Source organism: Bacillota bacterium (genome assembly GCA_013178415.1).
In the GTDB taxonomy this organism is placed as follows: Bacteria; Bacillota; SHA-98; order Ch115; family Ch115; genus Ch115.
On record JABLXA010000004.1, the window covers coordinates 44,429 to 62,681 of the forward strand.

At 51.1% G+C, this 18,253-nt stretch carries 15 protein-coding genes and 1 pseudogene; 6 read left to right on the forward strand and 10 right to left on the reverse strand.

Going from position 1 to position 18,253, the window contains the following annotated elements; genetic code table 11:
• Positions 1–25 precede the first annotated feature (25 nt).
• The 10 genes from HPY52_04355 to HPY52_04400 all read right to left on the reverse strand — a co-directional run bounded on the left by HPY52_04355 (position 26) and on the right by HPY52_04400 (position 10,504).
• Complete coding sequence (locus HPY52_04355) at positions 26–1,321, reverse strand: hypothetical protein (GenBank protein ID NPV79496.1); 1,296 nt, start codon at positions 1,319–1,321, stop codon at positions 26–28.
• A complete protein-coding gene (locus tag HPY52_04360; GenBank protein ID NPV79497.1) occupies positions 1,314–2,483 on the reverse strand; it encodes an LL-diaminopimelate aminotransferase in 1,170 nt (389 codons plus the stop codon). Before HPY52_04360 ends, HPY52_04355 begins: the two co-directional genes overlap by 8 nt.
• Entirely contained in the window at positions 2,483–3,613 is a 1,131-nt protein-coding gene (locus tag HPY52_04365) for a diaminopimelate epimerase (protein NPV79498.1), read from the reverse strand. Before HPY52_04365 ends, HPY52_04360 begins: the two co-directional genes overlap by 1 nt.
• A gap of 35 nt (positions 3,614–3,648) precedes the next feature.
• Positions 3,649–4,209 (reverse strand): hypothetical protein, encoded by a 561-nt coding sequence (locus tag HPY52_04370; GenBank protein NPV79499.1) that lies wholly within the window; start codon positions 4,207–4,209, stop codon positions 3,649–3,651.
• A gap of 28 nt (positions 4,210–4,237) precedes the next feature.
• The gene (locus tag HPY52_04375) at positions 4,238–4,849 is read right to left on the reverse strand and encodes a GTP-binding protein HSR1 (GenBank protein NPV79500.1); all 612 of its coding nucleotides are present in this window, start codon (positions 4,847–4,849) and stop codon (positions 4,238–4,240) included.
• Positions 4,850–4,852: 3 nt separating this feature from the next.
• Positions 4,853–5,842: an AAA family ATPase gene (locus HPY52_04380; GenBank protein NPV79501.1), complete on the reverse strand. Its 990-nt coding sequence runs from the start codon at positions 5,840–5,842 to the stop codon at positions 4,853–4,855.
• Positions 5,843–6,007: 165 nt separating this feature from the next.
• A complete protein-coding gene (gene cooS, locus HPY52_04385; GenBank protein NPV79502.1) occupies positions 6,008–7,876 on the reverse strand; it encodes an anaerobic carbon-monoxide dehydrogenase catalytic subunit in 1,869 nt (622 codons plus the stop codon).
• 108 nt (positions 7,877–7,984) lie between these two features.
• Entirely contained in the window at positions 7,985–8,404 is a 420-nt protein-coding gene (locus tag HPY52_04390; GenBank protein ID NPV79503.1) for an Rrf2 family transcriptional regulator, read from the reverse strand.
• A 238-nt stretch (positions 8,405–8,642) separates the two neighbouring features.
• On the reverse strand, positions 8,643–9,923 hold the full coding sequence (locus HPY52_04395) for an amidase domain-containing protein (protein NPV79504.1): 1,281 nt from the start codon (positions 9,921–9,923) through the stop codon (positions 8,643–8,645).
• Positions 9,924–10,012: 89 nt separating this feature from the next.
• Positions 10,013–10,504: a ferritin-like domain-containing protein gene (locus HPY52_04400; GenBank protein ID NPV79505.1), complete on the reverse strand. Its 492-nt coding sequence runs from the start codon at positions 10,502–10,504 to the stop codon at positions 10,013–10,015.
• Positions 10,505–10,935: 431 nt separating this feature from the next.
• Between HPY52_04400 and HPY52_04405 the strand changes: the two genes are divergently transcribed.
• The 6 genes and pseudogenes from HPY52_04405 (at position 10,936) to HPY52_04430 (ending at position 18,083) form a co-directional block, all read left to right on the forward strand.
• Positions 10,936–11,226: a hypothetical protein gene (locus HPY52_04405; protein ID NPV79506.1), complete on the forward strand. Its 291-nt coding sequence runs from the start codon at positions 10,936–10,938 to the stop codon at positions 11,224–11,226.
• Positions 11,227–11,230: 4 nt separating this feature from the next.
• The gene (locus tag HPY52_04410; protein NPV79507.1) at positions 11,231–11,512 is read left to right on the forward strand and encodes a hypothetical protein; all 282 of its coding nucleotides are present in this window, start codon (positions 11,231–11,233) and stop codon (positions 11,510–11,512) included.
• Between the two features lie 589 nt (positions 11,513–12,101).
• Positions 12,102–13,460: a TolC family protein gene (locus tag HPY52_04415; protein ID NPV79508.1), complete on the forward strand. Its 1,359-nt coding sequence runs from the start codon at positions 12,102–12,104 to the stop codon at positions 13,458–13,460.
• 15 nt (positions 13,461–13,475) lie between these two features.
• Complete coding sequence (locus HPY52_04420) at positions 13,476–14,585, forward strand: TolC family protein (protein NPV79509.1); 1,110 nt, start codon at positions 13,476–13,478, stop codon at positions 14,583–14,585.
• Positions 14,586–14,657: 72 nt separating this feature from the next.
• The gene (locus tag HPY52_04425) at positions 14,658–16,439 is read left to right on the forward strand and encodes a glycoside hydrolase family 2 (protein ID NPV79510.1); all 1,782 of its coding nucleotides are present in this window, start codon (positions 14,658–14,660) and stop codon (positions 16,437–16,439) included.
• Between the two features lie 363 nt (positions 16,440–16,802).
• Positions 16,803–18,083: pseudogene (locus HPY52_04430) on the forward strand (IS256 family transposase).
• Positions 18,084–18,253: the final 170 nt, after the last annotated feature.

Consider the following 18,253-nt stretch of genomic DNA (forward strand, 5'->3'; position numbering starts at 1 on the left):
CAGATCCCCCCCAAAAGTCAATATTCTAGTCGACCAAACCTTGCCTCCACATGCGATCTATGGCCCTCAAAACGCCAAGAGCGACCTGTTCCCAGGCAAATCCACCCTGTAGGTATCCCGCATAGGGTTCACGAAGCGGGGCGTCCACTGTAAGCTCGGAGGACGCTCCCTGCACAAAGGTGCCGCCGCCCATCAAAACCTCATGGTCATACCCCGGCATGGGGGCGGGTTCTGGCAAGACTTGCGCATTCACCGGGGATGATTCTTGGATTCCCCTACAAAAACTCACAAGCCTCTCCCGATTTCCAAATAATATCCCGAGGACTATATCCCCCTTATGGTCATTCGGTCCGGGGATTGTATCAAACCCAAGGAGACGAAATAGGCCAGAGGCGAATATGGCGCCTTTGAGAGCCTGGCAAACCATGAATGGGGCCAGGAAAAAACCTTGCAGGAATAGGCGACTCAGGCCCAGAGTCGGGCCGATCTCATCTCCCTGACCCGGCGCGGTGAATTTCATTGCAACACGTTCCATACATTCATCTTTGCCGGCGATATAACCTCCGCAAGGCGCGATACCTCCACCTGGGTTCTTTATGAGGGAACCGCATATAAGATCAGCCCCCTTTGCGGTAGGTTCATCTCTTTCAACAAATTCTCCGTAACAATTATCAACTAAGACCTTTGCCCTACTGTTAGCCTGCCTTACGGTCCCCACGATACGTCCTATTTCATCCACTGATAAGGCCGGACGCCAGGAATACCCTTTAGATCGCTGCACAAATACGACTTTGGTACACGAATTGATATTTTCCCCTATGGCATCCAAATCCGGCGAGCCATCCGGCAAGAGATCTACCTGCTTTACATTGATCCCCATTTCCATGAGAGAACCGGCATCTCCAGGGCTGCGGCCGATCACCTTTTGAAGAGTATCATATGGGGCGCCGGTTGACAGGAGCAGTTCATCGCCCGGCAATAGAAGAGCGGCCAGGCCTAATGCTACAGCCTGAGTCCCTGAGGAGATCTGACTCCTTACCATGGCCCTCTCGGCTCCAAAGGCATCAGCAAAGACCCTTTCCAGCGCCTCGCGCCCCAAATCCCCATAGCCATATCCTGTGGTACCGGCGAAATGATGGTCCCCTACCCCGACCTTCTGATATGCCTTCATCACTTTGAGGAAATTATGCCGGCAGGTAAGCTCAACTTCATCCCAGGCATGTCCGGTGTCTCCTACCGCCTTTTTAGCAAGTGCTATGAGCGATTCATCGATGCCGTATACCTGTCCGGCTTCATCAAAGAACCCATCGACGCTATTCAAAATGAATTCCTGCCTTCGCAAAACGATCCATGGCTTCCTCGATGCGGTGCTCAGGAGTCGTGATAGATATCCGGAAGTATCCTTCCCCGCAGGATCCGTACCCGATCCCCGGTGTTAGGAAGACTGCTGTCTTCTCTAGGACATAATTGCTGAATTCGATAGATTTGAAGCCTTTTGGAACAGGTGCCCAGATATAGAAGGTTCCCTTTGGGGGCTCGAGGTTCCATCCGAGATTATTAAGACCCGATATCACCAAGTCGCGTCTCCTCTGATAGATCTCGCATGTCCGCCTGGTCGATTCATCAGACCCTTCAAGGGCGGTGACGCCGGCATACTGAATGGCCTGGAAGACTCCGGAGTCAATATTTGTCTTGACCCTACCCAACGCCTCGATGATTCTTCGAGAGCCGCAAGCCCACCCAAGACGCCAACCGGTCATATTGTAGGTCTTAGATAGTGAATGAAACTCTATGCCTACGTCTTTTGCGCCTGGGGCCTGAAGAAAACTGGGCGCCCTGTAGCCATCAAAAGTTATCTCGCTGTAGGCGGCATCATGGCAGACGATGATGTCATAAGCTTTGGCGAATTCCACAACTTTTGCGAAGAAATCAAGGTCCGCCACAGCGGCGGTAGGATTATTTGGATAATTTATGAACATCAACTTCGCCTTCCGGCAGATTTCCTCGGGGATGGCATCAAGATCCGGCGTAAACCCCTCTTCCGGGCGGAGTGGCACCATATAGCTTGTACCTCCGGCAAGCAAAGTACCAATAGAATAAACTGGATACCCAGGGTCAGGCACCAAGTTTATGTCGCCAGGATTCACATAACACCATGAGATATGGGCAATACCTTCCTTTGATCCTATTAAAGACACGACCTCCGTCTCGGGATCCAAGATGACCCCAAAACGTTTCTCATACCAATCCGCTACGGCTTTCCTGAAATCCGGCAGGCCTTCATAAGAAGGGTACCGATGGTTCTTGGGATCTCTGGCCTCGTGTTCCAACCTCTCGATGATATGGGAAGGGGTAGGCAGGTCCGGATCCCCGATGCCAAAACTGATGACATCCTTACCCTGCTGCTTTGCGCGAGCTATAGCCTTATCAACTTCGGCAAACAAGTATGGTGGAAGATTACGGATTCTATCAGCCTCTTGCACTATTCAGACCTCCCAGTTCGATCTCGATTTGTTATCTCGGATATATCCATAAAGCCGCGAAAGACTTTCTGAGCCGGGCCAGTCATATAGATATGATTATCTTGCTGATCCCAGCGGATTTGTAATACGCCTCCGGGAAGCTCAACCGATACTTCCCTATCCAGGATGTCCCTCATCACGCCGGAGGCGACTATGGCGCATGCGCCCGTGCCACATGCAAGCGTCGGGCCGGCTCCTCTCTCCCAGACTACTGCCTTAACATCATCCCTGCGGCGCACCTGAACAAATTCTACATTGATCTTATCAGGAAACATTGGATCATTTTCGATCAACGGGCCCATGGTATGGAGATCTATAGCCTCAAGGTCATCGATGAATATGACGCAGTGAGGGTTGCCCATAGAAACGCAGGTAATGTTCACTTTTTGATTCCCAAACGCCTTTGGCTGATTTATGACAGTATCAGTGGAAGAGATCACCGGGATCCGGCTGGCTTTAAAAACAGGCTCACCCATGTTGACGGTGACTCCTACGACTTCTCCATCCCTGATATTCACGCGGGGACTTACTATCCCAGAAAGCGTTTCAAGCAGGAATTGGGGCTCATGGATTAGTCCTGTTTCGTATGCATACCTGGCGATGCACCTGGTGGCATTCCCGCACATCCTAGCCTCGCTGCCATCTGGATTGAAAATTCTCATCTTTAGATCCGCTATCTCGGATGGCAGTATCAAAACCATGCCATCGGCCCCCACGCCAAAATGGCGATCGCAGACCTCAATGGCGAGACGCGAAAGCTCCTCATCCTCAAGATGTCCCCCGCTGGGCATAGCTCGGTTATCTACCCAATCCAGCACCACAAAATCGTTGCCGAGTCCGTGCATCTTCACAAATTCTAGAGAACTTGACCAGCTTTGCAAATGGCTTTCCCTTCTTTCGATAACTAGATCTTCGATATCGTATGAATCTGGAAACGCCCAGCCATCGTCCTCATTCACTCTGGTCCCGCAAATAGAGCATCTTCCTTTTTCGAGAGATCTCCTGCGAAACTCGATAGGAGCAAAGACGACTCCCTGGCAATATCCCTCTATGATGCCCGATCTACGCCCAAGTATGAATCCCACCAGCATGGCTATGAAAATGCATAGGATCCAGGCCTCCGGGGTCATAGATCAATCGCTCCCCGAGAACGAGCCCTACGGCAGAGAAGGGAAACCAAGAGCATGACGATTGGCGCCCCGATTACGACCAGACATGTGATCTTCCTATCCGCTATCCACCCGGCCAGGAGGAGGCAGATTGAAAGCAAGAACGCCTCTCCTTTGCCCAGCAACCTCACAAGGTTCCTTGATCCAACATCTCTTTCTTTAGAGTAGTCTACTAAATCGTCGACAAGCTGTAAAGCTATCATGAGAAAAACGGAGGCGAATGTGAGCCTGAAGCCAAAGAATAAAAGGGAAAATAGGATGGTCAAGGCCACCTCGAGATAGGCCGTGAGCCCGGACGGATATCTCGCTCCATTTTCGCTGATCATGCCCGTGGCATAGATGCCCAACATCAAAGGACATGCGATTCGGGCATCGAACGCGCAGGCTAGCGCAAAAGATAGGATAGAATAAGGGAAAGTGGCATCTCCCATGAGGGTGAATAGCGACGGCCTCTGCCCGGACATATCGATTTCCCGGTCCAGAAAGTCGTCCATCAACTTGGCGGCAAACCCGGTCAAGATAACGGCTGCAAAGCCATAATAAGGTTCAAATCTGGCTTGTGACGTATCGTTTCACCTCCGTAAGCCCTTGTCGTTTTAAGGCTGAAACTGGAAAAACCTTTCCCCCGGGAGGAGCATAATGGATGATCTTTTCCAGCCCCTTTTCGGCTTCAGGCAGGTCCATCTTATTGGCAATGATACAATAACTGCATCTGAAGCGCGCAAAGTCGCAGATTTCCCTGTCGACCCCACCTGTCGCAAGGGGATTTTCACCTCTGCCTATATCCGCTGCATCTAATATATGGAGGATCATGTGGGCAGAACGTAGGGCAGCCAAGGTCTGGGCCATGCTTTTCCTCAGATCAGAATCATGGTGAATGCCATCAGAAAGGCCCGTAGTGTCAATGAATTCTATCTCCTTCCGTCCTTTCCCGGCGGGCAAATCTAGTATAACTGATTGGAGACATCTGGTCAGATGGTGTCTGACCCCGACAAGTCTATTCACTGCATCCTCGATCCTGAGCGTTGACGACATCTTCTTGCCGTCCGGCGTCTCGAATATAATTGAGATCTCCTTGACTCTCAAAGATTCTGCCAGGGCAATCAGGAAGAGGGTCTTGCCAACATTCGCCTTGCCCACAATGATGCACCGCTTCACAGGCTATTGCCCCTCACTTATGTCCTCCCGCTTGATTACCATTAGATCCTCCCTGGTGGGGTTCGTCTTGTTCATGAGGCGAAGGGCCTGCCTTCGGATGCCCCTCTCGATGATGTTACGCACAAGCCTGGCATTTCCGGAGTTTTCCCCATCATTTGCTATCTTGGAGATCAAGATGGAACGGAGCTCGAACAGAGCGGAAGAATCCATTTTATATTCCCGCTTCCTCAGCATCATCTGGGCGATCTTGATCAATTCCTCGATAGTGTAATCCGGAAACTCCATATGAATGGGAAACCTTGATCTGAGGCCGGGATTTGTTTGAATGAACGAGATCATTTCATTCCTGTAACCTGCGAGGATCAAGACAAACCTGTCCTTGTAATCCTCCATCGATTTTACGAGGGCATCAATCGATTCCTTCCCGAAATCCTTTTCGCCGCCCCTGGCCAGGGAATAGGCCTCGTCAATAAACAATATGCCTCCCATGGCCTTTTTAATCTGTTCCCTGGTCTTTTGCGCGGTATGCCCGATATATTCTCCGACTAGATCTGCTCTTTCCACTTCAACTAGATGCCCTTTTTCGAGGACGCCCATTTCTTTGAAGATTTTGCCAAGTATACGTGCACAGGTAGTCTTCCCTGTTCCCGGGTTGCCACTGAAGATCATATGCAAAACCAGGGGTTCAGATGCCAACATGTTTTGGGCCCTTATCCGCTGGACCTTCACATACGCGATGATTTCCCTGACTAGGGCTTTGACCTTTTCCAATCCTACGAGGCTATCAAGCTCAGACATGGCCTCCCGCAATCTACGAGCCCTCTCCTGATCTGGCTGGAGGCTGCTGGAATGGGGTTTCATGTTCCCTTGCGGGTGATCTTCATAATCGAGTGGTAGGTCTCTTAGAACCCCTAGGGCCTGGGGAGGGCTCAGCCTCCCCTCCTCCACCCCTAAGAGCACAGAATTGATATCTTGAGGATAAAAGGCCAGCATACAGGCGCGCCCCCCAAATCATTGATGGAGATCTGGGACCTTATATTATATGCGGGGACCATGGCAATTGGTGATGCCATACCTGCATGGAGATATTCATGCAATGCCAAAAACAAGGGCGCTCACGCGAGCGCCCTTGCCTGACCAGTAGATTTTTTATTCGCCTTATATGCCTAATGCTTTTCTTTTGCCATCTATGTGTCTTTCGATGCCATCTACCGCTGCGGCTGGATCTGTCTCTACAGCAAGTCTTCCTCCAGTGAGCTTTTCAACATCGTGCGTGAGGAGATTCACTACATCAGGCGCGCCGGTTACAGGGGGCACCGGGGAAACATGAGTATAGAGCCCCAGGGCCACAGCTGAGAAGGCATCTATTACAGCCTTCTGCTCCATATACTCTGGCGCAGTCACTGCCACAGGTAGCTGAGCTGTGTCAACTCCGAGCGCATTGGCGACGGCTCCCACCAGGAGCGCGAGCCTTCCCGTATCGGTGCATGTCCCGAAGCTGAGGACAGGGGGCACCCCAAGTGCCTTGCATACGGCCCTCAGGGAATCGCCTGCGATCTCCTGGGCATCCAGGGAATTCAAACCCGCCACCTGGCATGCCGCATTGCCACATCCCGCTGAAAGGACCAGCATGTTGCGCTTGATGAGCTCGCGGGCGACAGCTGTTGTCATGGTATCCTGGCCGCCATTTCTAAGAGACGTGCAGCTGACAAGCGCCACGACGCCCTTTACGGCGCCGCTCTTAATGGCGTCCAGCAATGGATCCAGTCTTCCACCCAATGCGCCCAAGACTGCCTCTATTGAAAAGCCCGTCATGATCTTTGTTTTCTTGAGATTCCTGGCGCTTAGATTTGATTTGCGTCTCTTGAAATTCTCTATAGCTATATCGATGATCTCCATGGCCTGCTCATGAACGCGCTCTGGATCATAGATGATCTTTCTATCCACCCCCGGCACGCCCACAAGCCTGGATACGGAAACGAGGCTTACTCGATACTTTTCAGCTATTGGAGCGAGGGAAGGCAAGGAGCAATTCATATCCATGGCAAATACATCCACTGCCCCGGTAGCAAGGACAAACTCCTGATTCAGCCAATTTCCCGTAAGCCCTACGAATACATCATCGCAAGGAACCCTCTGCATTATTTCCTGGCCAGTCTCGATAGAACCGACAATCCTCAGCCCCTTCGCGCCGGCTTCGCGGGCCCTCCTCTGTGTCTCTTCAGACCGCGCCGCCTCGATCAAGGCCATTCCTACGAAAGGTTCATGACCATTGGGGAGAATGTTGATATATTCTGGATCCAGGATGCCTAGATCCACATAAGCTTCGTGCGGAGCTGGCGTGCCAAAGAGGGCGTCTTGCGCGATCTCCAGTGGAACGAGGGCGCCATAGCAGCTCGCCACTCCGAGCCTGAGTGCTGTCTTGGCTAATGAAACATAATCGCCATCTATGTTTGTCATGGCGCGGGCGGTAGAATCCACAAGTTCACTTACCGGCCCTCCTGGGAAGATACCCAGGTCACGCCACAGCCTCTTTCTTGATTCAGGAGCAAGGGCATTTACAATGGTTGATTCTTCCAGACTATCTTTATTAAGCTCAGCGACCATGGCGTCTGCTACCTTTTCCCCAAAGGCATCACATCCGGCCGGAATCCCAAATACATTTGCAAGTAAGTCCAATTTGCTTCTATCCTTTATTTGGAATGGAGTTTTCCCTTTAGCGGTCGCCTTCAAGGTTTTGGCCACTTCCTTGGCATGAAAGATGTATGCTGCGATGCCCATATTTGCCCTGTGCACCATGTTGCGCATCACCATGCCATTTGCATCTATGCCGCAGGCTCCCTTATCCGCTTTTCTGAGGATTCTGCAAGGCCCCATCGAACATAGCTGGCAGGTTATTCCTTGCTCACAGAAAGTACACCTGGCTCCCTGGGCTTCAAACCTCTCGACTACGCTGACAACCCCGTCCTCCTTCATTTTGTCGTGCATTGTCCGGATTGATTCGTGCTGGCTTACTTTCTCCGCCATTTCGTCCCCTCCCATTCTATTTCCGTCTATACTGAAGATTGTCGTGGTCCTGAACACAAGCATTGGTGACCAGCCTCAGAATCAGATCTGATTATCCGCCCCCTTATGCTATTCGGAGTTGTGCTGTTGTTTGGCCAGATCTTGAAGACTGATGCCCTCAAGGAAATTGACAAAAGCCATCTGTATACCCGTCCAGCTTTCCCTCAGTTTGCATTTATCAAAATGCTCACATGCATCCCTCCCGAGAAGGCAGCGGTTGATTGCGATTCGTCCCTGAATTGCCTCTACGATCTCGCGTACCGTTATCTCGCGTGGGTCGCGAGCCAGGGAAAATCCACCTCGAGGTCCCCTGCTTGAAACGAGCAGACCCGCACCAGTAAGCTTTTGGAAGATCTTGCGAAGGAAATCCTCAGGGATTTGCTCAACTGCGGCGATCTCCGAGATTGAGAACACTCCGCGGTTAGATCGCGCGGCCATGTATGCCAGTGCGCGAAGCGCATAATCCGTATTCCTTTTTATGAATTCCAATACTGTACCACCCGATTCACCTTTTGCCAGATTCCGCTAACCGTTATAGAATGCTACTGCATTCCAACGCCCAATATTTCTGCTACTGGAACTGATTTTGATGTATGCTGCATCATATTCTATACAGGACTATTTTAGTCCTATATATTTCACATGTCAACATGTAATCCGGCAATGTGCGATGCCCCGCACACTTGCCTGGCTGCCTAAAGAATTGGCAAAGAGCCCTATGCCGAATCTACAGTACCTTTATCAGCCAGAACACCGTCTTTCTATCCCATCCAAGATCCCATGGAACCTTATATCTATCCGCGGTGTGGGTGTTCACGAGGACGTAGCCTGCAGGATTGCGGCCAACAACGACCGCGAAGTGTTGGATATCACCCTTTTCCTCATATGCGATCAGATCGCCTTTCCTCAGCTCATTTATGGCGCCTCGTGGGAACTGCCTTGTCGAGCCTGTAACCGAATAATAGTCCCCCCGAGCGATGCATTTTGCGATGCCACTGGAGAATAGATGCTCAGCGAATGCTTCAGTCTGAGTCCATGCCTTTGACCCGCCAGCAGCCTCACCGGCAGAGTAATTATAGTTCCAGGTATCATTCATCGGAAGCTTGCCCGCCTCCCGATCTCCGAGGACCTGGGAGATGAAGTTTGTGCAATCACCACCCAGGTCAGTATAATCTTTGTAGCGCAGGTTATACCCAAAGCTTCCATCCCTGCTCAATTTGACTCCACAATATCTGTTTGCATATGCCACGGCTGCATCGCGGTCATAGCCTAGGCCCTTTTGCCGGTGACTTACGGCAGGCTGCAATGTTAGAAGGGAGACATCCGGCCGGGCCGCAGCTGGTGCCACTTCGGGAACCAGAGTGTCTTCACCGAGGGGATCAGTATAGTCGTCCTTGCGGATGCGCCAGCCCTTGTCATCACACACAAGCACCATCTTGTGTCTGGTCCTGATGCCAAAGACCAAAGGGGAAACCTGATCGTGCCCTGATGTTCTCCCGGCCCTTGTTATGGAGCCACTGGGAGTCGCACTGGTGCTGGGATTGGTGTGAATATATGATATATTCATGCTACTCCATACATTTACAAATGCCAGGTTTCCCCTGGTCTCCGCATATTGAATCTCTAGAAATACTTTGCGCCCTGTGAGGCGAACTCCCCTCTTTTTCGCCCATGCTTTGACATATCTGACCCGGCGCTTTTCGTGTTTGAGGGCAGATGAAGCATCTGTACTATAGATAGAGTTCAGCAAGCCGATGTCTCCCTTGACGACGGCCTCAGCCCGCCTTTCAAAAAGGCTTTGTAGTGCTTGGGACAGCTCGTCTGTGGTCCTATTCACATCAGATTTCCCCGGAAGAGGGCCTTCCTTCTGCCGGTCATCTGGTGACGGAGGCTTGCCGCCACCATGATCCATATATGTAGCCACGCCGGCAACCAAAAGGAAAGCCCCTAGAATGACAAGAAGGCGGGCGCGAACTGAAAAGCCTTTCCACCATCTGCTATATGCCATAAACGCCACCTGTGAATCGACCTATATAACCTATTTGAATTTGAATGCTCCATGATAGCTTGTCTCAAGGCAAAGATGAAAATTCATCATCAGTCTATACTGCCGAATGGTCCCAAGGACGTAGCTCTGCGTATGCCGAGCGCCTTTTCGAGGTCGATGGCGTGATTCTGTTCTACTAGGACGATATTGCGGATCTTCTGAGCAGAGTCATAAAGGCCCACACTTTCAAGCTGTCTGATCCGGGTCAAGTAGCGTGCAATAGCCCCATACTCGGCTTCGAGGTCCTGACGAAGCATTTCCTCATTGTCAAGAGATGTAAGTCGTTCAGCCACATCAACAGTAGGGATGCCGCCGAGATACTGAATGAGATCCGCGAGAATGACAGCGTGTTGATGCTCATCCTGAGCATGCTCGAATTCCTCTTGTATGACCGCGACATATTCTGGGCCCGTAAGCATGCTGCCGTGTTGGATATACTGGATCATGGCCGCGTATTCCCACATCAGATCCACGTTGAGACCACTCAGTATCTCATCCCTCTGACGTTGCGATATACCTCTCACATAGGCCGCCTCCGGCATCTTGTCTGTAGGCAAGAAAATCACCCCCATGATTTCTAATGAACCACAATCTAGTATATTGGGCTCCAAGCCAGAAAGTGACTCTATTTGTTTCATCCACTTGATGCTCCGCCACACAGATCATGGATCAGGCTATGGGTTTCATTTGGAGCCTACATCGCAGATTAACTCTCGCCTGACAGTCATACGCCATGCGCCTGCTCCTCAGAATATCCGGGATGCTTTGGGTGAAGTAAAGGCCACCCTGGACAACCTAGACTTCGAGGGCCGTAAACGCTTTGTTCGCATGCTGGTGGATCAAATCGAAGTAATACCTGGAGAGATAACTATTCATGCTCGGGTCCCTATCAGATTTTTAGACTGATCTAACATTCCCTTATAGACATTACCTGATCAATGTGCTACATTGTGGTACAATAGGAGGTTATCAAATGCGGATCGAAAAGCTTAACTGGAGGCTCGATCGCATTGCACACATAGCCCGTCATGGCATCGACACCGATGAAGTGGAAGAGGTCGTATTCGATGATGAAGGACATATTATTCGACGCGGGCCAAGGTCTGAAAAGGACCCGGAGCATTATATTTACTATTTCTATGGTAAGACCAGCGATGGGCGGTATATATACATAGTGCTTCTAGACGAAGGACAGGGAGTCGCGCTCCCGATAACCGCCCGGGACATGACCGACCGCGAACGACGATATTATGAAAGGGGGTAGCTTTATGGCCGGGAAGTATCCTCCCGATACCGATAATATCGATGAACTTGCAAAATTCTTTGACGAGACCGACAGCATGGACTTGATGGGTCTGGAGGAGGTAAATGTCGAAACTAAGAGGGCTCCGGAAAAGGAACTGGTGCACCTCTCTCTACGACTGCCACGTGAAGATCTGGAAACATTCAGACGTGTCGCCGAGAAGGCCGGTATCGGCCAGACTACTCTGATCCGAATGGTCTTGCACCGCTACCTTGAGAGGCTCCGTTCTCGAGGCTTGCACCCTTAATCCTTATCTAACAGAGTAGTACTGAGACTGTTGAACTTCCCTAGCAGCTGCCAGTTTGGCCGAGCACGACGACGGTTTTGCGCGATTCAACCGGGCTGCGTTGACAAAATGTGGGAAACATCAACAGCCTCAGTATTAAGTGATAGTACGAGGAGAACATTGACTCCCCTCTGCATAGCGTAGCATAGGCCGCATGTCGAGAAGGGTCGCCGCAACCATTTTGTTCAAGAGGCCTGAAGATCTTCGAACCTTCACCTAGCACGGGTATCCACATAGGGAGTCTGCTTTGAAAAAACTTTCAAAAGGTTTGAAGGGTTGGCCATGTATATGCGTCTAACATGAGATGGGGGGAACTGGCACAGGATCATGTTATTTCATTTTGGCAGGTGACCGCATTGTGTGGCGAAACAGATCGATGCGAATATTTTTCGTCGTGGCCTCGCTATGCCTCATATTCTCCACGAGTATGGGCCGTGTCCTTGCAGACCAAGGTTCAAATCAATTACCTGCATCTGCTGGTGGCCAGGCTGAAGGACGAAACTCGAATCCATCATCCGCTTCGAGTCCCAGCCAGGCTGAGGGAGGGGTCTTGGACTCATCGTCCGACCTGATTAGGGGACACGGCCAAGGAAAACTCTCCTTACATGACGCGATTGAGATCGCTCTCGAGGCAAATCCCGAGATAGCTGATGCTGAAGATGCCGTGATCATGGCACGCTCCAATCTTTCACTCGCGTCCAGGGATAGTCTTTTCAACCCCACAGTCAAGATAGAAACTAACGCGAACGCAGGTTGGGACAGGAGCATGAAAAGAACCTATGATGCGGCGACATTGAGTCTGAGTGTGCAGGATTCTCTTCCTACCGGGAGAAAGTTGATGGGCCCGCCTATCCAGGAAGCTCTCGCAGAACTGAAAGTAAAGGGCGCGGAAAGGAACCTTGCGCTCGTCCGGGAGAAGGTGATATATAAGACTACATCGGCATATTTTACGGTCCTCAAGGCACAAAAATCTCTAGAGCTCGCCCAAAAGTCCCTCGAGATTTCCCAGACCCTTTTTCGCGATGCAAAGCTAAAGTTACAGCTGGGGATCGCGTCGACGTCCGATGTTCTCAAATCACAGCAGGATATGGATGAAGCAAAGCAGAATCTCTCAAAGGCTGCCGCCGCCCTGGAGCTGGCCTACCTGGAATTCAATCAAGTGACTGGATGTCCATTGGGTTCCGGTATTATCGCCCTGGTGGACCAGCAGGACTATGCTCCCGCGGAATACGATCTTCAGCAGTTGCTTGATCATGCCTTGAAGCACCGCGTGGAACTATATGATGCAAGGGATAAGCTTACGGAGGCAAACCTGGAGCTCAAAAAGCTGATCCAGGCGAAAGGTCCCATAATGACTATCACAGGAGGTTACGCTGAGAGAGACTGGTCATTCGGTCTCTCCGCGGGGGACCCTGAATGGAATCTCAGCTGGCAGTTGACTGGACAATGTGGTGAAGAGAAGGCAATAAAGGGATCGCAGGTCTCGGTCGATGCAAACCAGCGAAAGCCGGCTGGCTGGTACGCGGGGGTCAATATATCCTGGACCCCACTGGATGGTGGAACAGGCGCCGAAAGAGAGAAGCAGGCCAGACTGACGATTTCCCAGCTTGAACGGCAGGTCCGCGTTATCGAATCTCAAATAGAGGTCTCTGTGCGGCAAGCATTCAATGAACTCCAAGCGGCGCGGCATTCCATATCGAACGCCGAGAATTCCATGAGGTCCGCGGAGGAAAACCTGAGGATACTAAAGGCGCGACTTGAAAGGGGTTCCGCTACAGAGCGGGATATAACACAAGGGGAGTTTGCTCTACATAAGGCGAAAGTCGACCGCGAATTCGCCATATATGATTCCATATTGGCGGAAATGAGGCTGCATCAGGCAATAGGCAAACAATTAAGCTTTAGATGATCAGGAGGGATTGGAATGGTGTCGGGGTTTCGTTTTAAGTCGTATTGCTGCATTCTTATGGTTCTAGTAAGCGCGATTTTATTCTCAGGCCAACTTTTGGCCCAGGAACAGAAGGATACCTTGACTCTGGAGGAAGCTATAAAGCTATCCCTTGAGCAAGGTAGTGCATCCCGGCTGGCCCTCTTCGAACTCCAGGAAGCGGAGGTCTCATACAAACAGTCAATGGCTGATCTGATCCTCAGGCCCTCTGTCACCACTGAATTATCGGTCAAAGCGGCATGGGTCACTGCGCAAAGGGATTATGAGATCGCCAGGGCAGATATAGCGACACAGGTTGAGCAAGCTTATTATGATGTACTCAAGGCTGAAAGGGGACTGGTTCTGGCGCGGGAGAATCTGACACAGGCCGAAGACCAGCTCAAGGTGGCGGAGAGCAAATTCAAGTTAGGTATGGTCGCCCAAATCGATGTCATCACTGCGGATGCGGAGTTTGCAAGCGCAGAGGCGGAGATGAGCAGGGCCGAATCGAATCTAGCGTTAAACAGGATGAGACTCAACCGCCTGATTGGAATAGCTCTGGATTCTACCAGGAAGTTAACCAGTCAATTCAAATACGCGCCTATTTCATTTAATTGTGAAAAGGCGATCCAGTATGCCTTGTCGAACCGGCCGGAGATCAAGAGAGCTGAAGACACTGTCGCCCTTAAGAAGAAGGAAGTTGAAGTCTACACGAATGATTTTACTCCCCCTCTTGTGCTTGAGAAGGCCAAAGCTGGCCTCAGCTACGCCGAGGCTGGGCTGGAGGACGTTAAGACTGGCATAGCGCTGGAAGTGCGGCAAAACCTCGAAAGCTTCGAAGATGCCAAAAGACAGGTGCCTCTGCAGGAGAAGTCTCTCCTGCGCGCAAAGGAGAGTCTGCGTATAGCAAAGGCCCGATACGAAGCCGGCGTCATAACGGCAATCGAACTAAGAGATGCGCAACGGGCGGTATATCAAGCCGAGACAGCTTATCTTCAAGCCATGTTCGATTATAATGTGGCCTTAACTAAGTTTTACAAATCACTGGGGATATCACTGGAGAGAAGAGCCCAGGCCTTTGAGCAGTTGGTCCAAAAGGGTCATTGAATGCCGCATTTTAGCCTGTTTTCGCCTGTTATGCAGTTAGGCCGATATAGACTAGATGTGGAGGGATAACTCATGAATATCATCTTGCGCGATGAATACCCTCGTCCGGACTTCGTTCGTGATGAATGGATTAGCCTCAACGGAGAATGGGATTTTGCATTTGACGATGAGAATCAAGGCCTTGCCCAGAATTGGCCTCTTGGCGCCAACCCTTTTGATCGAAAGATCATAGTACCTTTCCCTTTTCAGTCCAAACTGAGTGGCATAGGGGATCCTTCCTCACATCCAGTGATCTGGTATAAGAGGGAATTCACCATTCCCTCTGAATGGGCTGGGAAAAGGATCCTCCTCAATTTTGGGGCAGTGGACTTCTCATCTACAATCTGGATAAATGGCCGGTATGCTGGTTCTAATAGTGGAGGATATGTGCCATTCGCCCTTGATATCACGGAGTTGACCAGGGAAGGCGCAAATGTCATTACGATAAGAGTCGTAGATGATGAGGCTACCGACCAACCCAGGGGAAAGCAAAGCGCCAGAAATCATCCGTGGGGATGCTGGTATACGAGGGTGAGTGGGATCTGGCAATCCGTCTGGCTTGAGCCTGTATCCGAGGTCCATCTTAAAAAGGTCAGACTCACGCCTGAAATTGATAGCCAAGTTCTTAGACTTGAGTATGAGCTGAGTAAATATGAAGGTAATGTGGCCCTTCTCTTTGAAGCCTCTTTCAACGGGAGTAGCATAGCAAAAGTAGAGGTCCCTTTTGCAGAACGATTCAACCATTTCACGGATATGGTTCCGAGGCGGGATGGCACAACATCTATTCCCATCAATGATCCGAAATTGTGGAGCCCGGAGGAACCAAATCTCTACGACCTCACCATCAGGGTAACCCAGGATGGCACCATAGTAGATGAAGTGAAGACATATTTCGGGATGCGCGAGATCAAGGCGGAAAATGGCCGTATCTACCTCAATGGGCGGCCATATTACCTCAGGATGATCCTTGACCAGGGGTTCTGGCCTGATGGCATCTATACTCCATCAAGTGCGGAAGATTTCAAGAAAGATATAGAGATGACAAAGGCCTTCGGCTTCAATGGAGCGCGAAAGCACCAGAAGATTGAAGACCCCTACTACTATTATTACTGTGACAAACTCGGGCTTTTGGTGTGGAGTGAAATGCCTGCAGCCTATTATTATACCGAAGAGAGCGCCAGAAACGTCGCCGAAGAATGGCGAAGGGCCATAATCCGGGATTACAATCACCCATGCATCATGGCATGGGTGCCTGTCAACGAGAGCTGGGGAGTAGATCAACTCAAGTTGAATCAGAAGGTCGATCCCCGTCTAGCCAATCATCTGGATATGCTGTATCATCTGACGAAATCCCTGGACCCTACGCGCCTTGTAATCAGCAATGACGGATGGCAGCATGCGACAACTGACCTTGTCACGATCCATGAATACACGCAGGATCATGACGATCTTTCCCGCCGGTTTCAAAAATTCAAGGAAGATCCATATTCTGCGCCATTTTCCCATAAAGTTCCCATCTTGTTGCCAGGCCGGCCCTATAATGGCCAGCCCATGATGATCACTGAATTTGGCGGGGTAAAAGTCTCAGAACAGGGAACGACCGGGTGGGGCTATGGGGAAGACGCCGCCACTTACTCGGAGATGATTGAGCGAATTCGAGGACTCGTTGAGGCTATCCTGGGTGAGGAGGGAATCGCTGGTTATTGCTATACTCAGCTGACCGATGTAGAGCAGGAAGTAAATGGCCTGATGACATACGATCGCAGGCCCAAATGCGACCCCGATGACCTCAAAAAAGTGTTCCGGGGTCGTTAGGCGGCATTTACCCCGGACTTAAATGCGGCGGGCGGTAACGGTATCCCTCAAGCAGGCATTGGTCCGGGGTATAGCTTATATAGCTCATCTGTTAGTCTTATATTCTGAGTCGGGTAAAGGATAGGCGCCAAACTCGTGTAGAGTCTGGATCATCGCGGCCACATTCTCCGGCTTACAGTAGCGAGTTACACTATTTGAAGACGACATTAGATACCCATACCCCGGCCCCAGCTGAGAGATGCGGCCCTTTACTTCAGTCCGGACCTCTTCCAGAGGATGTCCCGAATTTTGTAGAAATTGAACTGGCGACTCCCGGCCCTCTGTGGTAAAACAGAGGTAGACAACAAAAGGAGGGAGCCGCCAATGAAATTGTATCATACAAACCCCCAGAATGGGGAGATAAAAAGAGTTCGCCGTGGGGAAATTCGCAAACTGCCATTTCTCCCGGAGAACATTGAGATACCATTACGACGAATTGCCCAGTATGTCGCCAAGGGGCTAAATGAATTCACAATGCAAGTAGGGATTGCGGTCGTGGCAGCCCTAATGGAGGCAGAGGTCACGAATTTGGTGGGGCCAAGAGGTAAGCATCTCCCAAGTGATGAGCGGGCGTATTACCGCCACAGCTACGAGTCGGGCTGGGTGGCGATGATGGGACAAAAGGTGCACATTGAGCGGCCTCGGGTGCGTTCTAAGAGCCCCAAGGGGGAAGTGCAGCTGGACACCTATGCCTGGGCTCAAGAAGAGGGCAGCATATCGGAGGCAATGCTAGCTCGGATTCTAAATGGGGTCTCTATGCGGGGATATGCCGAAACCTTGGATGGAGAGTCCCTGGAAGGGTATGGGACTTCAAAGAGCCGTGTTAGCGTCCGTTTCATCCGTCAGATGCAGATAGCGCTTCAAGAGCGGCTCAGCCAGCCCTTAGACGGCCTGGACATCGTTGTTTTGGTGGTGGACGGCATCAGGGCTGGAGATCACATGATTTTAGTAGCCATTGGGATAGACATGGACGGTCACAAGCATGTCCTGGGTCTGCAAGAGGGCGCTACCGAGAATGAGGCGGCTGGTAAGGCCTTGCTGCAGGATCTAGTCTCCCGAGGTCTACGGTGTGACCAAGGGCTTTTGGTAGTCATCGATGGGTCGAAGGCCCTTAGGGCTGCTGTGAGGGCTGTATTTGGCAAAGCCGTAGTGCAGCGCTGCCAGGTGCACAAGAAGCGTAATGTACTCGATCACCTGCCTGAATCCGCCAAGGACTGGGTAGGTCGCAAGATCCAGAATGCATACATGGAACCAAACTATGCCATTGCCAAGCAGTCTCTGGAAGCTCTGGCTGACTAGTTGGAGGTGGAGTACCCTGGCGCTGCGAGCAGTCTCAGGGAGGGCTTGGAGGAGACGCTGGCGTCCACTAACCTGATTGAGTCGGCATTCTCCGTGGCTGCGTCTAAGGCACACAACGTCAAGCGCTGGCAAAATGGCCAGCAGGCGTTGCAGTGGGTTGGGGCGGGGCTACTGGAGGCAGAGCGGAAATTCCATCGCATCCGTGGGTATAAGCTTCTGGGCATGCTTCAGGCTGCGATTCGCAAGGAGGTGGGAATGTCAGGGGAGATAGAGGTGCCAGTGGAGCCTGACGTCGCTAGGACGTGAAATAACGCGTCCGGGAGCGTCAGCGAAATTCTACGAAGAGTGGGACAAGCTCGGAGAGTCTTCCACAATTTGAACTTGTCCTTGTGAAAGAAAATATAGTTCAACCCCCGGGCGGACTTGACCTGCACATCATAATGGGTGTTCTCGCCTTTTCGGATAACAAAATCAAT

Excerpts from the sequence above, each read along its gene's own strand:
- HPY52_04365 (NPV79498.1), bottom strand. The coding sequence starts at position 3,613 with ATGCTGGTGGGATTCATACTTGGGCGTAGATCGGGCATCATAGAGGGA.
- HPY52_04380 (NPV79501.1), bottom strand. The coding sequence starts at position 5,842 with ATGCTGGCCTTTTATCCTCAAGATATCAATTCTGTGCTCTTAGGGGTG.
- cooS (NPV79502.1), bottom strand. The coding sequence starts at position 7,876 with ATGGCGGAGAAAGTAAGCCAGCACGAATCAATCCGGACAATGCACGAC.
- HPY52_04395 (NPV79504.1), bottom strand. The coding sequence starts at position 9,923 with ATGGCATATAGCAGATGGTGGAAAGGCTTTTCAGTTCGCGCCCGCCTT.
- HPY52_04400 (NPV79505.1), bottom strand. The coding sequence starts at position 10,504 with ATGCCGGAGGCGGCCTATGTGAGAGGTATATCGCAACGTCAGAGGGAT.
- HPY52_04405 (NPV79506.1), top strand. The coding sequence starts at position 10,936 with ATGCGGATCGAAAAGCTTAACTGGAGGCTCGATCGCATTGCACACATA.
- HPY52_04410 (NPV79507.1), top strand. The coding sequence starts at position 11,231 with ATGGCCGGGAAGTATCCTCCCGATACCGATAATATCGATGAACTTGCA.
- HPY52_04420 (NPV79509.1), top strand. The coding sequence starts at position 13,476 with ATGGTGTCGGGGTTTCGTTTTAAGTCGTATTGCTGCATTCTTATGGTT.
- HPY52_04425 (NPV79510.1), top strand. The coding sequence starts at position 14,658 with ATGAATATCATCTTGCGCGATGAATACCCTCGTCCGGACTTCGTTCGT.